The organism is Micromonospora sp. R77, from assembly GCF_022747945.1.
Classification (GTDB): domain Bacteria; phylum Actinomycetota; class Actinomycetes; order Mycobacteriales; family Micromonosporaceae; genus Micromonospora.
On sequence record NZ_JALDST010000001.1, the window covers coordinates 1,454,116 to 1,466,824 of the forward strand.

The following is a 12,709-nucleotide window of genomic DNA, read 5'->3' on the forward strand; positions in this document are numbered from 1 at the left end:
ACACGAGAAAGCCCGGCCCGCGTGAGCGCGGGCCGGGCTTCGTCGTACGGGAAGGGTCAGCCCTTGCCGGCGTGGCTGGCGAGCTGGTCGAGGCCCTGGATGATGCCGCCGGCCAGGTCGCCGCCGCCGAAGGAGGCCACCATGGAGAGCGCGGCCAGCTTGGCGTACGTGTCGGGGATGCGCTTGCGGGCGTACTTGCCGGTGACGATCTCCAGCTGCCGCTGGTTGGGCGACACGGCGATCAGCACCGACTTGTCGGGCTCGGCGAGCTGGCGGTGCAGCCGCTGGGCGTGCTCCCGGATCGGGTCGTCGAGACCGCCCACGTAGACCGAGAAGACCAGGCCGGTGCCCTGGTCGGCCAGGCGCAGCGCCTCGTCGATGCGGAGCAGCTGGCGGGTCGAGAAGGGCCCGTCCAGCACGTCGGGCGGGGTGCCCGTCGGAGTCTCGGCCTGCTTCTCACCAACGGTCACTTGCGCCTCCGGTTCCACCGGCCGGCGCCTCGACGCCGGCCTTCTCCTGCTTGTGGCTGGTCAGCGCCGGCGCCTGCGCGCCCGCCGCCAGCGCCGTGCCGGCCGAGTCGGCCAGCTGCTCCGGACGGCCCAGGAACCAGACCGGAGTGAAGTCGAAGGGCCGGCCCGGCCGGTAGCGCTTGGCGCCGCCACCGCCACCACGGCCGCCGGCGAGTGCCAGTCCGGCGATCACCAGCACCGCGGCCGCCGGGATGCCGACGAAGACCAGCAACGTCTCGGTAACAGACAATCCCAACGCCCCCAGGCGGAAAGAGAGACCAGGAATTCCGGGTCGGGTGGACGATCATGGCGTCGACCGCCCGACTCCGCTTGTGGTATTCACGTTAGCGGAGCCGACGGCCCGCCAGATTGCGGGGTGGTGATCCCACCCGCCACATCCGTGCTCCAGTTGCGCGGCAGTGGCGGTCAACGTGGCGTCGTCACCGTACCGACCGGTGAGGAGCACCCCGACGGGCAGTCCGTCGGTGGTGCGGCCGGCCGGCAGGGAAACCGACGGCTGGCCGGTGACGTTGAAGATGGCGCAGTACGGCGAGAACCGGCGTTGCCGGTCGAAATCCTCCGCCGGGGACAGGGCCGCGAACGCGCCGACGGGTGCCTGCGGTGCGGCCAGGGTCGGGCAGAGCAGCAGGTCGCAGCCGGCGGTGCGGGACGCGCCGAGGCGTACCTGGGCCTGGAGTTCACCGAGGGCGGCCAGCAGCGCGCCGGCCCCGACGGCCGCACCCCGGTCGCGCAGGAACCGGGTCAGCGGCAGCAGTCGGCGCTCCCGCTCCGGAGGCAGCGGGGTGAGCGCCAGGACGTACCAGATGGTCTCGAAGAGCGGCCACGCCGTGGGGCCGAGCGGCGCGGGGACCTCGACCACCTCGTGGCCGGCGGCGGCCAGCAGCGCGGCGGCCCGGTCCACGGCGGCCAGGCAGTCCGGGTGGACCGGTTCGTCGGCGAGCATCGGCGTGGTGAACCGGCCGATCCGCAGCCGGCCGGGGTCGGCGCGGCGGGCCGCGCCGAGGTAGCCGTCGGCGGGCCGGGGCGGCGGCAGGTAGGGCTCGCCGGGCACCGGCTGGGCCATGACGTCGAGCAACGCGGCCACGTCGGCGACGGTCCGCCCGATCGGACCGGCGGTGGGCAGCCCGAACGCGCCGGAGCCGAGCGGCCCGCCGGAGACCAGCCCTCGGCTGGGTTTGTAGCCCACCAGGCCGCAGAGCGACGCCGGGATGCGCAGCGACCCCCCGCCGTCGGAGCCCTGGGCGACCGGGACCAGCCCGGCCGCCACCGCGGCCGCCGCGCCGCCGCTAGACCCACCCGCGGTGTACGCCAGGTCCCACGGGTTGCGCGCCGGTGGCGCGACCAGTCCCTCCGAGTAGAGCGAGCAGCCCAGCTCGGAGGTGGTGGTCTTGCCGAGGCTGACCATGCCGGCGGCCGTCATGAAGCGGACCACGTCGGCGTCGACCGGCGGCACGAAGTCGGCGAAGGCCGCCGAGCCGAAGGTGGTGCGCACCCCGGCGGTCAGCGTCAGGTCCTTGATCGCGGTCGGTACGCCGTGCAGCGGCCCGCGCTCCCCGGCCGGCGTCGCGTCGGCGGCCCGGGCGGCGGCGAGCGCCCGGTCCGGGGTGACGGTGACGAACGCGCCGACCGTGTCGCCGAGCGCGTCGACCCGGGTCAGGTGGTGTGCCACCAGGTCCACGCTGGACAGCTCGCCCCGGGCGATCGCGGCGGCCTGCTCCAGGGCGGTCAGGTCGTGCGGCTCGGCCATCCCCCCATCCTGCCCGCTCGTTCCGAGCTTCGCCGTCTCGACACGGGGGGGGGCGACTCACAGAGTCCCGGGCGGGGCCACCCATTCGGACCGGGGGCCACCGACCTCTGCCAGCAGGTCGAAGTCGCGATCGTAGTGCAGGACGGTGGCGGAGTACTCGGCCGCGACCGCGGCGACGGTGAGGTCGACCGGGCTGGCGGCGCGATGATGACCTCGGGCGGTCAGCGCCAGCTGAAGGTCACGGGCACGGGTGGAGACGGCAGCGGTGATGGGCAGTTCCGCCATCAGTTGGGCGCGACGGGCCCGAATCGCCATGGCATCGCGGAAGTCGCGGGCGCTGCGGCCGTCCTCGAGGTCGAGCGGCAGACACGTCGCCGCCAGCCCTTCCTCCAGGATCGCGGTCACCCGTTTCCTGACCAGCGGAAGGCGCAGCCGGGCCCAGGCCGAGGTGTCGATCAGGTAGAGCCCACCGGGCACCGTCACGCCGCGTCCCGCTCGCTGTCGGGCACCTTGTCGTCGACGACGATGCCGGTCCAGTCGCGGTCGATCGACAGCAGTTCCCTGATCGCCTCCACCCGCTCGTCCCGTTCCGCCACCAGCCGCAGAGCGGCATGGATGGTGTCTTTCTTGCTCTTGGTGCCGAGCGCCTGCCGGGCTCGTTCGAGCAGCTCATCGTCAAGATCGATAACAGTCTTCACAAGGGGAGTGTATATCAGAGCACATTCTTTATATACGACTCGCCGAGAAAGCGTAGGGCGTTGCCCCCGAGGAGCTTGTCGCGCTGGTCGGCGGTGAGGAAGTCGGCGTCCCGGACCACCCGCCCGACCGGCCGCTCCCCCAGCGGGTACGGGTAGTCGCTGCCGACCAGCACCCGGTCGACCCCCATGATGTCCACCAGCAGCCGCAGCGCGGCCGGGGCGAAGACCACCGAGTCCACGCTGAACCGGTCGACGTAGGCGCTGGGCGGGGCGGTGGAGGCACCGCGTACCAGGTCGCCGCGGCGGTGCCAGGCGTTGTCGGCGCGGCCCAGCCAGAACGGGAAGCTGCCGCCGCCGTGCGCGAAGCAGATCCGCAGGCTCTCCGGCACCCGGTCGAAGACGCCGCCGAGGATCAGGGCGAGGACCGACAGGTGGGTCTCGGCGGGCATCCCGGCCAGCCAGCGGGCCATCCACCGGTCCAGCCGGGGCCCGCCCGGCATGTCCCACGGGTGCACGAAGACCGGCGCGCCGACCTCGGCGCAGTGGGTCAGGAACTGCACGATGCCCGCGTCGTCCAGATCACGGTCGCCGACGTGGTTGCCGATCTCCACGCCGGCGTGCCCGGCGGCCAGGCAGCGGTCCAGCTCGGCGCAAGCCAGGTCGGCGTCCTGCAACGGCACCTGGCAGAACGGCACCAGCCGGTCACCGCCGGCCGCCGTCACCTCCAGCGCCAGGTCGTTGAAGATCCGGGCCACCTTCGCCGCCTGGTCGCCCGCGCGGTCGTAGGAGAAGAAGACCGGCGTCGGCGAGACCACCTGCACGTCGACGCCGTCGGCGGCCATGTCGGTCAGCCGGGTGGGCGCGTCCCAGCACTCCGCGCCGACCGGCCGGAACTCCGTCTCCCCGACCATGATCATGGCGGCGCGTTCGGAGTCGACCCGCAACCAGGGCCAGCCGGACCCGCCGCACGCCGCGCCGAGGTCCGGCCACCCCTTGGGTACGACGTGCGTGTGCACGTCGACGACCGGTGTGCCCATCAGCCCTTGCCCGGGTGCAGCGCGCCGCACCGGTCGCAGGTGCGCGCCTTCTCATCGGCGTAGAACGCCTGGAAGACCGGGGGCAGGTCGGCGGCGATGTCCCGGACCTGGAGTTCCACCTCGTGCACCTTGTGCCCGCACCCGGGGCAGTACCACTGGAACTTCTCCAGCGTGCCCTCCTCGCGGACCCGTTCCACCACCACGCCGATCGAGCCGGCCTCCGGCCGCTGGGGCGAGTGCGGGGTGTTGCGCGGCAGCATCCACATCTGACCCTCGCGCACGTGCACCGTACGCGGCCCCGCAGGCGTCATCAGGTTGATGTGCATGTTGCCCTTGACCTGGTAGAAGAACTCCTCGTACGGGTCGACGTGGAAGTCGGTGCGCTGGTTGGGCCCACCCACCACCATCACGATGAAGTCGTCCCCGCCGGGGAACATCTCCCTGTTCCCCACCGGCGGCTTCAGCAGGTGCTGGTTCTCCGCGATCCACCCGGGGAAACTGAACGGCTCGGCGATCTCACTCACGACTGACCTCCCGACGGAAGAAGGGCCACGGCCTGCATCTCGATCAGCAGGTGCGGGTGCGGCAACTGGTGCACCGCCACCGTCGTCCGGGTCGGCCCGGACGCGTCGAAGAACTCCGACCACACCGCGTTGTAACCACCGAAGTCGTTCATGTTGACCAGGTAGGACGTCACCTGTACCAGGTCCGCCAGGTCCGCGCCGACCGAGCGCAGCAGGTCCCGGATGTTGCCGATGACGGCCCGGGTCTGCTCCCGGATGTCGAGGTCGGTGGTGCCGAACTCGTCCACCGCGACGCCGGCGAAGGTGTTGTCGGGCCGACGGGACGACGTACCGGAGACGAAGACGAACCCACCGGCGACCTTGACGTGCGGGAACGCCCCGCGCGGCACGGCCTTCCCGGCCACCACCTTCCCGGTCATGCGGCGGCCCGGAGCGAGGCGGTGCCGAGCTTCTCGACCACGGCCCGGACGTGCGCGCCCGGGCGCAGCGGGACGGCGGCCGTCGCGGCGCCGGCCAGGAAGACCCAGCCGGAGCGGAGCCGGACGCCGTGCCGGCCGGCCAGCCGGATGCCCTCGTCCAGCGCGCGGCGCGGATCGCCGAGGATCGCCGCCGTCGAGCCGACCTGCGCGACCCGCCCGTCGATCTCCAGCAGTACGCCCAGGTTCTCCAGCCCGTCCGGCACCGGCGACCACGGTCCCACCACGAACGCGGCGGCCGAGGTGTTGTCGGCGACCACGTCCGGCAGGGAGAAGGTGAAGTTGGCGTACCGGGAGTCGATCAGCTCGATCGCCGGGGCCACCGCGCGGACCGCGTCGGCGAAGGCACCGACCGGTTCACCGGGCTCGGGGAGCCGGTCCAGCAGGAACGCCACCTCCGGCTCGACCCGGGGGTGGATGAAGTCGCCGACGTCGACGGTGCCGCCGTCGGGGACCCGCATCACGTCGGTGAGCCGACCCCAGATCACCTCGTCCACGCCGACCTGGGCCATCTTCGCCTTGCTGGTCAGCCCCATCTTCAGCCCGACCAGCCGCTCGCCCCGGTCCAGCCGGCGCTGGAGCAGCGCGGTCTGCACCGCGTACGCGGCGTCGACGTCCAGGCCCGTCTCGGCGGCGACCTGCGGGACGGCGGTGGCGTGGTCGGCCGCCGCGCCCAGCTTCTCGGCGATCCCCGCGATGTCCGGCCCGATCATGAGGTCTCCTTACCGGCGAGGTCCAACGCCACGTCCACGATCATGTCCTCCTGGCCACCCACCATGCGGCGCCGGCCCAGCTCGACGAGGATCGAGCGGACGTCCACGCCGTACTTGGCGGAGGCGCGTTCGGCGTGCCGGAGGAAGCTGGAATAGACGCCCGCGTACCCGAGGGAGAGCGTCTCCCGGTCCACCTGGACCGGCCGGTCCTGGAGCGGGCGGACGATCTCGTCGGCCGCGTCCATCAGCGCGAACACGTCGCAGCCGTGCTTCCAGCCGTGCAGCTCGGCGACGGCGACGAAGACCTCCAGCGGGGCGTTGCCCGCGCCCGCACCCATCCCGGCCAGCGAGGCGTCCACCCGGACGGTACGCCCGGCCGGGGAACCGACCGGCCCGTCGCCGAGGATCCGGCCGTGCTCGACCGCCACCACGCTGTTGGCCACGCCGAGCGACAGGTTGTGGTGGGCGTGGATGCCGATCTGCGTCGTCGGCTCCAGCACCTGCCGGTACGCGTCGACCCGCTCGGCCACGTCGGACATCAGCAGCCGGCCGCCGGAGTCGGTGACGTAGACGCAGTGCGCCCCGTACGACTCCATCAGCTTCGCCTGGGCGGCCAGCCCGGCCGGGTCGAACATGTGCGACATCATCAGGAACCCGGAGACGTCCATGCCGTTCTCCCGGGCCCAGGAGATGTGCTGGGCGGAGATGTCCGCCTCCGTGCAGTGGGTGGCGATCCGGACGCTGGTCACCCCGAGCGCCTGCGCCGCCCGCAGGTCGGCGATGGTGCCGATGCCGGGCAGCAGCAGGGTGGTGAGCTTCGCGTTCGTCAGCACCTCGGCGGCGGCGGAGATCCAGTCGGCGTCACTCGCCGCGCCGTGGCCGTAGTTGACGCTGGAGCCGGCGAGGCCGTCGCCGTGTGCCACCTCGATGGCGGCCACCCCGGCCGCGTCCAGCGCGGCGGCGATGGTCCGCACCTGGTCGACGGTGTAGCGGTGGGCGACGGCGTGCATGCCGTCCCGCAGCGTCACGTCCTGGACGTACAGGTCGGTCATCGGATGGCCCTCTCCGTCCGCAGGGCGACCAGCCGCTCCGCGGTGCGCAGCGCGGCCGAGGTCATGATGTCCAGGTTCCCCGCGTACGCGGGCAGGTAGTGCCCCGCACCGGAGACCTCCAGGAACACCGACACCTGCAGCCCGGTGAGGTGCCGCCCCAGCGCCGGCACGTACGTGTCGACGGGATCGAACTGCACGTCCTGCTTGAGCCGGTAGCCGGGGACGTACTCCTGCACCGTCGCCACCATCTCGGCGACCGAGGTGGCGATCGCCGCCCGGTCGGCGTCGGCGTCCGGGCAGAGGCAGTAGACGGTGTCCCGCATCAGCAGCGGCGGGTCGGCCGGGTTCAGCACGATGATCGCCTTGCCGCGTCCCGCGCCGCCGACCACCTCGATGGCCCGGGCCGTGGTCTCGGTGAACTCGTCGATGTTGGCCCGGGTGCCCGGCCCCGCCGAGCGGGACGCGATCGAGGCGACGATCTCCCCGTACGCCACCGGGGTGACCCGGCCGACGGCGGCGACGATCGGCACGGTCGCCTGCCCGCCGCAGGTCACCATGTTGACGTTGGTCTCGTGCAGGTGCTCGTCGAGGTTGACCGGCGGCACCACGTACGGGCCGATCGCGGCCGGGGTCAGGTCCACCACGGTCCGGCCGAGGGCGCGCAGCACGGCGTCGTTGTGCCGGTGCGCGCCGGCCGAGGTGGCGTCGAAGACCAGCTCGACGTCGGCGAACTCGGGCATCGCCACCAGGCCGTCCACGCCCTGCGCGGTGGTGGCCACGCCGAGCCGCCGGGCCCGGGCCAGCCCGTCGGAGTCCGGGTCGATGCCGGCCATCGCCACCATCCGCAGGTGCTCACTGAGCCGGCGCACCTTGATCATCAGGTCGGTGCCGATGTTGCCGGACCCGATCACGGCCACGCCGACGCTCATCGGTCGCTCCCCGTGCCGAAACAGGTCCGCACCGAACCCAGCCCGGAGATCCGCGCCTCGTACGCGGCCCCGGGGGTCACCGGGACCATCGGGCCGAGCGCCCCGGAGAGCACCACGTCACCGGCGCGCAGCGGGTCACCGGTGCGGGCCATCGTGCCGACCAGCCAGTGCAGCGCGTGCAGCGGGTTGCCCAGGCAGGCCGCCCCGGCCCCCACCGAGACCGGCTCCCCGGCGTGCTCCAGCACCATCCCGCACAGCCGCAGGTCCACGTCGGCGAGCCGGCGCGGCGTGGTGCCGAGCACGAACAGGGCGCTGGAGGCGTTGTCCGCGACGGTGTCCACGATGGAGATGTCCCAGCCGGCGATCCGCGAGTCGACGATCTCGATGGCGGGCAGCACGTGGTCGACGGCCCGGATCAGGTCGACGCTGGTGACCCGCTCGTCGGTCAGGTCCGCGCCGAGCACGAAGGCGATCTCCGCCTCCACCCGGGGCTGGAGCAGTCCGTCGATCGGCACCTCAACGCCGTCGCCGACCGCCATGACGTCGGTGAGCACCCCGAAGTCCGGCTGGTAGACGCCGAAGCTCTCCTGCACCACCCGGGAGGTGAGCCCGATCTTCGCGCCCACCCGGCGTTCACCCCGGTCCCACCAGGCCTGCGCCTGGCGCTGCTGCACCCGGTACGCCGACTCGACGTCCCCCTCGGGCAGCAGCCGCCCGCGCAGCGGCGGGCACGGCTTCCCGCTCTCCCGCGCCTCGGTCAGCTCCCGCGCTGCCGCATCAATGTCGATCATGCTCTGCCTGACGCTTCGATCGCTGCGCTCGCTCATGACAGGTCCACGCAGACGTTGGTGAGTTCGGAATAGAAGTCGAGCGAGTGCACGCCGCCCTCCCGGCCGATGCCGGAGGCCTTCACCCCGCCGAACGGGGTGCGCAGGTCGCGCAGGAACCAGGTGTTGACCCAGACGATGCCGGCGTCCAGCCGGGTGCCGGCCCGGTGCGCCCGTCCGACGTCCCGGGTCCAGACCGTCGCCGCCAGGCCGTACTCGGTGCCGTTGGCCAGCGCGTACGCGTCGTCCTCGGTGTCGAAGGGGGCGACGTGCACCACCGGGCCGAAGATCTCCTCGGTGTTGGTCCGGGCGTCCGGGGCCAGCCCGGTCAGCACGGTCGGCTGCACGTACGCGCCGCCGTCCCGGGGGTCGCCGAAGCGCGGCACCCCGCCCCCGGCCAGCACCTCGGCGCCCTCGGCGCGGGCCAGGTCGTAGTGGCAGATGACCTTCTCCCGGTGGGTGTGCGAGATCAGCGGCATGTTCACCGTGGCCTCGTCGGCCGGCCAGCCGTACGCCAGCTCACCGGCGCGCTTCGCGAGCCGGGCGGTGAACTCCTCGAAGACCGGCCGCTGGACATAGATCCGCTCGGTGCAGAGGCAGACCTGACCGCCGTTGGTGAAGCTGGAGCGGACCGAACCGGCGACCGCCGCGTCCAGGTCGGCGTCGGCGAACACCAGCCCGGCGTTCTTGCCGCCCAGCTCGAAGCTGACGGCCTTCACCCCGTCGGCCGCGGCGCGCATGATGGCGCTGCCGGTGGCCGACTCCCCGGTGAAGGTGATCGCGTCGACGCCCGGGTGCCGGGTCAGGAACTCCCCGGCCGAGTCCGGCCCGAAGCCGTGCACCAGGTTGAACACCCCATCGGGTACGCCCGCGGCGGCCATCACCTCGGCCAGCAGCGTCGCCGACGCCGGGGTCTCCTCGCTGGGCTTGACCACCACCGCGTTGCCGCAGGCCAGGGCCGGGGCGACCTTCCAGGTGAGCAGCAGCAGCGGCAGGTTCCACGGCACGATCACCGCGACCACGCCGACCGGTTTGCGGACCGCGTAGTTCAGCGCCCGGCCGCCGGTCGGGGTGACCGTGGTGAACGACTCGGTCGGCGCGGTCGCCACGATCTCGGCGAAGGCCCGGAAGTTGGCCGCGCCGCGCGGGATGTCCAGGGTGCGGGCCTGCGAGATGGCCTTGCCGGTGTCGGCGACCTCGGCGGCGACCAGGTCGTCGAAGCGGCGTTCCAGCTCGTCGGCGACCCGGCGCAGCACCTCGGCGCGCTCCCGCTCGCCCATCCGGCCCCACGGCCCGCGCAGGGCCGCCCGGGCCGCCGCCACCGCGTCGTCCACCACGGACGACGACGCCTCGGCCACCTCGAAGACCGGCTCACCGGTCACCGGGCTGCGCTTGGTGAAGCGGCGTCCGTCGGCGACGAACTCACCGCCGACGAAGTTGCGCAGCAGGCCCGGCCCGTCGGGCGCGTGCCCGGCCATCAGCCGGGGATCCCAGAGCGTCATCCGCGCCTCCCTCGGGCGAGCGCCGCCACACCGGCGGCCAGCAGCGCCAGCCCACCGACCGCCACCGCACCCACCGCCCGGTACTGCCGGCGCACCCGGCGGCGCACCTCGGCGTACGGGGTGGTGGAGAAGGACACCAGCTCGTACTGCGAAACGTACCGGCCGGGCAGGGCCCGTTCCAGGGTGTGTTCGACGCGCTTGCGGGTCCGGAAGACCGGCGAGGCGACCTTGTCCCGCATCTCCACGAAGTTGGCCAGCGCCATCCGGGCGATCGCCTCCGCGTTCGCCTGCCGGCGCTGCTGGAACAGCGGCAGCGCCGCCGACCACTCGTCGCCGCACTCGTCCAGGCAGCGGTCCAGCTCCACCACGTCCTCGAAGGCGCAGTTCGCGCCCTGGCCGTAGAAGGGCACGATGGCGTGCGCGGCGTCGCCGAGCAGGCCGACCCGGCCGTCGACCTGCCACGGCGTGCAGCGGACCGTGCCGAGCACCCCGACCGGGTTGTGCTGGTAGTCGTCGACCAGGTTCGGCGCGAGCGGCGGCAGGTCCGGGTAGTGGGTGGCGAAGTGCTGCTCGATCGCGGCCGGGCTGCCCAGCGAGGCGAAACTCGCGGTGCCGTGGGTGGGCCAGAAGAGCGTGCAGGTGAACGACCGGTCCGGGTTGGGCAGGGCGATCATCATCGAGGTGCCGCGCGGCCAGATGTGCAGCGCGTCCGGGTCGAGGGCGAACTCGCCGCCGAGCGGCGGGATGGTGAGTTCCTTGTAGCCGTAGTCGAGGAAGTCGAGGCTCTCGGTCAGCACCCCGTACCCGAGGAGCTGCCCGCGCACGGCGGAGCCGGCGCCGTCGGCGCCGAGGACGACCGACGCGGCGGTGGTGACCTTGCCCTGCGGGGTCTCGAAGGTCATCTCGCCGGTGGTCGGGTCGAGCCCGACGAGCCGGTGGTCGAAGGCCATCCGCACGCCGGGCAGCTTGCCGGCCGCGTCGAGCAGGGCGTTGTTCAGCGCGCCCCGGCTGATCGAGTTGATCGCCCGGTCGCCGGAGCCGCTGTACGACTGGAACTGCGGCTCCCCCACCACCGGGTGGATCATGCGACCGCGCATCGGCAGCGCGTCCGCCATCACCTGCTCGGCCAGCCCGATCCGGCGCAGCGCGTCGAGCCCTCGCTCCGACAGCGCCAGGTTGATCGAGCGCCCCCGCTCGACCGTGCCGCTACGGGGATCCGGCCGCCGCTCGTAGAGCGTCACCTTGTAGCCGCGCCGGGCCAGGAAGCAGGCCAGCAGGCAGCCGGCCAGCCCGGCCCCCACCACCGCGATCTCGTCCCGTTCCCGGTCCATCAGTGCCAGCCTCTCGTTTGCGACTGCGGGGCTCGCCAACCCGGCTCACTCCTCGCGCTCACCGGACCTCCACCGTCGCGGCCAGCGCGTCGGCGACCCGCCAGCAGTCGTGGTACGTCGAGTAGAGCGGCACCGGGGCGAACCGGACGACGTCCGGCTCCCGGGCGTCGGCGATCACGCCGTGCTCGTGCCGCAGCCGCTTGGTCAGCTCGTTGGCGCTACCGGTGCCGATCCGCACCGAGAGCTGGCAGCCGCGGCGTGCCGGGTCGCGCGGCGTCACCACGGTCAGCGGCCGGTCGGCGGTCACCTCGTCGAGCAGCCGCTCCAGCCAGCCGGTCAGCCGCAGACTGCGCTCGCGCAGCGCCGGCATGCCGACCGAGTCGAAGAGTTCCAGCGACGTGCGGACCGGTCCCATCGCGAAGATCGGCGGGTTGGAGACCTGCCACGCCTCGACGGTGGCCGGCGGCCGGGACACCGGCGTCATCTCGAACCGGGTGGTCGCCTCGGTGCTCCACCAGCCCTCGAAGCGCGGCAGCGCCGGGTCGCCGAGATGCCGTTCGTGGACGAAGACGCCCGCGAGGGCCCCCGGCCCGGAGTTCAGATACTTGTAGGAGCACCAGGCGGCGAAGTCGACGTCCCAGTCGTGCAGCGCGAGGGGCACGTTGCCGACCGCGTGCGCGAGGTCCCAGCCGACGACCGCACCGGCGGCCCGGCCGGCGGCGGTGATCGCCGGGATGTCCATCAGCTCGCCGGTCAGGTAGTTGACCCCGCCCAGCAGCACCAGCGCGACGGTGTCCCCCTCGGCGGCGAGCAGGTCGAGCACGTCCTGCGTGCGCAGGGTGTCCTCGCCGTCGCGGGGGCGCAGCCGGACCACCGTGGCGTCCGGGTCGAGGCCGTGGAAGCGGGCCTGGCTGCGTACCGCGTAGCTGTCCGAGGGGAAGGCGCTGTCCTCGATGACGATCCGGGTCCGCTCCCCCTCCGGCCGGTAGAAGCTCACCATCAGCAGGTGCAGGTTGACCGTGAGGGAGTTCATCACCACGACCTCCGCGGGCCGGGCGCCGACCAGTCGCGCGGTCGGGCCGGTCAACAGCTCGTGGTACGGCAGCCACGGCCGGCCGGCCTCCAGGTGCCCCTCCACGCCCAGCCGGGCCCAGTCGTCCAGGTCGGCGAGGAGTTCGTCCCGGGTGGCCCGGGGTTGCAGCCCCAGCGAGTTCCCGGCCAGGTAGGCGGCCTGCGGATAGCGCCCACCGTCGGCGGGCGGCACGTGGAACAGGTGCCGGTGCCCGGGGTCGGCCGCGTCGAGGCGGTGGGCCTCCTTCTCGGTGGCGTTCATCGCGTCCCCG

Annotated in this window: 15 protein-coding genes; all 15 read right to left on the reverse strand. The window is 73.0% G+C overall.

Annotated features, from left to right (window positions below; translation table 11 throughout):
• Positions 1-56: 56 nt before the first annotated feature.
• Positions 57-470 carry a DUF5130 family protein gene (locus MRQ36_RS06535; protein ID WP_242793816.1) on the reverse strand — a complete coding sequence of 138 codons (414 nt, stop codon included), beginning with the start codon at positions 468-470 and terminating at the stop codon, positions 57-59.
• The gene (locus tag MRQ36_RS06540) at positions 457-741 is read right to left on the reverse strand and encodes a hypothetical protein (protein ID WP_242800877.1); all 285 of its coding nucleotides are present in this window, start codon (positions 739-741) and stop codon (positions 457-459) included. The genes MRQ36_RS06535 and MRQ36_RS06540 overlap by 14 nt, the downstream gene beginning before the upstream one ends.
• Before the next feature lie 72 nt (positions 742-813).
• Positions 814-2,277: an amidase gene (locus tag MRQ36_RS06545; protein ID WP_242793818.1), complete on the reverse strand. Its 1,464-nt coding sequence runs from the start codon at positions 2,275-2,277 to the stop codon at positions 814-816.
• Positions 2,278-2,334: 57 nt separating this feature from the next.
• On the reverse strand, positions 2,335-2,760 hold the full coding sequence (locus MRQ36_RS06550) for a PIN domain-containing protein (protein WP_242793820.1): 426 nt from the start codon (positions 2,758-2,760) through the stop codon (positions 2,335-2,337).
• A complete protein-coding gene (locus tag MRQ36_RS06555) occupies positions 2,757-2,975 on the reverse strand; it encodes a type II toxin-antitoxin system VapB family antitoxin (protein WP_242793822.1) in 219 nt (72 codons plus the stop codon). Before MRQ36_RS06555 ends, MRQ36_RS06550 begins: the two co-directional genes overlap by 4 nt.
• Before the next feature lie 14 nt (positions 2,976-2,989).
• Positions 2,990-4,012, reverse strand: a complete 1,023-nt coding sequence (locus MRQ36_RS06560; RefSeq protein WP_242793824.1) for an amidohydrolase family protein — start codon at positions 4,010-4,012, stop codon at positions 2,990-2,992.
• Positions 4,012-4,536 carry a 3-hydroxyanthranilate 3,4-dioxygenase gene (locus tag MRQ36_RS06565; RefSeq protein WP_242793826.1) on the reverse strand — a complete coding sequence of 175 codons (525 nt, stop codon included), beginning with the start codon at positions 4,534-4,536 and terminating at the stop codon, positions 4,012-4,014. Before MRQ36_RS06565 ends, MRQ36_RS06560 begins: the two co-directional genes overlap by 1 nt.
• Positions 4,533-4,955, reverse strand: coding sequence for a RidA family protein (locus MRQ36_RS06570; protein WP_242793828.1), 423 nt, complete (start codon positions 4,953-4,955; stop codon positions 4,533-4,535). Before MRQ36_RS06570 ends, MRQ36_RS06565 begins: the two co-directional genes overlap by 4 nt.
• Positions 4,952-5,725: a 2-keto-4-pentenoate hydratase gene (locus MRQ36_RS06575; RefSeq protein WP_242793831.1), complete on the reverse strand. Its 774-nt coding sequence runs from the start codon at positions 5,723-5,725 to the stop codon at positions 4,952-4,954. Before MRQ36_RS06575 ends, MRQ36_RS06570 begins: the two co-directional genes overlap by 4 nt.
• Positions 5,722-6,777, reverse strand: coding sequence for a 4-hydroxy-2-oxovalerate aldolase (dmpG, locus tag MRQ36_RS06580; RefSeq protein WP_242793833.1), 1,056 nt, complete (start codon positions 6,775-6,777; stop codon positions 5,722-5,724). The genes MRQ36_RS06575 and dmpG overlap by 4 nt, the downstream gene beginning before the upstream one ends.
• Complete coding sequence (locus MRQ36_RS06585; protein WP_242793835.1) at positions 6,774-7,706, reverse strand: acetaldehyde dehydrogenase (acetylating); 933 nt, start codon at positions 7,704-7,706, stop codon at positions 6,774-6,776. Before MRQ36_RS06585 ends, dmpG begins: the two co-directional genes overlap by 4 nt.
• Complete coding sequence (locus MRQ36_RS06590; protein ID WP_242793838.1) at positions 7,703-8,497, reverse strand: 2-keto-4-pentenoate hydratase; 795 nt, start codon at positions 8,495-8,497, stop codon at positions 7,703-7,705. The genes MRQ36_RS06585 and MRQ36_RS06590 overlap by 4 nt, the downstream gene beginning before the upstream one ends.
• A 32-nt stretch (positions 8,498-8,529) precedes the next feature.
• Positions 8,530-10,011, reverse strand: a complete 1,482-nt coding sequence (locus tag MRQ36_RS06595) for a 2-hydroxymuconic semialdehyde dehydrogenase (protein ID WP_242800879.1) — start codon at positions 10,009-10,011, stop codon at positions 8,530-8,532.
• A 20-nt stretch (positions 10,012-10,031) separates the two neighbouring features.
• Entirely contained in the window at positions 10,032-11,366 is a 1,335-nt protein-coding gene (locus MRQ36_RS06600; protein WP_242793840.1) for an NAD(P)/FAD-dependent oxidoreductase, read from the reverse strand.
• 58 nt (positions 11,367-11,424) lie between these two features.
• A complete protein-coding gene (kynU, locus tag MRQ36_RS06605) occupies positions 11,425-12,699 on the reverse strand; it encodes a kynureninase (protein ID WP_278187444.1) in 1,275 nt (424 codons plus the stop codon).
• Between the last annotated feature and the right edge of the window lie 10 nt (positions 12,700-12,709).

Bases quoted from the DNA above. Each gene is read 5' to 3' on its own strand.
- MRQ36_RS06545 (WP_242793818.1), bottom strand. From the start codon at position 2,277: ATGGCCGAGCCGCACGACCTGACCGCCCTGGAGCAGGCCGCCGCGATC.
- MRQ36_RS06560 (WP_242793824.1), bottom strand. From the start codon at position 4,012: ATGGGCACACCGGTCGTCGACGTGCACACGCACGTCGTACCCAAGGGG.
- MRQ36_RS06570 (WP_242793828.1), bottom strand. From the start codon at position 4,955: ATGACCGGGAAGGTGGTGGCCGGGAAGGCCGTGCCGCGCGGGGCGTTC.
- MRQ36_RS06575 (WP_242793831.1), bottom strand. From the start codon at position 5,725: ATGATCGGGCCGGACATCGCGGGGATCGCCGAGAAGCTGGGCGCGGCG.
- dmpG (WP_242793833.1), bottom strand. From the start codon at position 6,777: ATGACCGACCTGTACGTCCAGGACGTGACGCTGCGGGACGGCATGCAC.
- MRQ36_RS06585 (WP_242793835.1), bottom strand. From the start codon at position 7,706: ATGAGCGTCGGCGTGGCCGTGATCGGGTCCGGCAACATCGGCACCGAC.
- MRQ36_RS06590 (WP_242793838.1), bottom strand. From the start codon at position 8,497: ATGATCGACATTGATGCGGCAGCGCGGGAGCTGACCGAGGCGCGGGAG.
- MRQ36_RS06595 (WP_242800879.1), bottom strand. From the start codon at position 10,011: ATGGCCGGGCACGCGCCCGACGGGCCGGGCCTGCTGCGCAACTTCGTC.
- MRQ36_RS06600 (WP_242793840.1), bottom strand. From the start codon at position 11,366: ATGGACCGGGAACGGGACGAGATCGCGGTGGTGGGGGCCGGGCTGGCC.
- kynU (WP_278187444.1), bottom strand. From the start codon at position 12,699: ATGAACGCCACCGAGAAGGAGGCCCACCGCCTCGACGCGGCCGACCCC.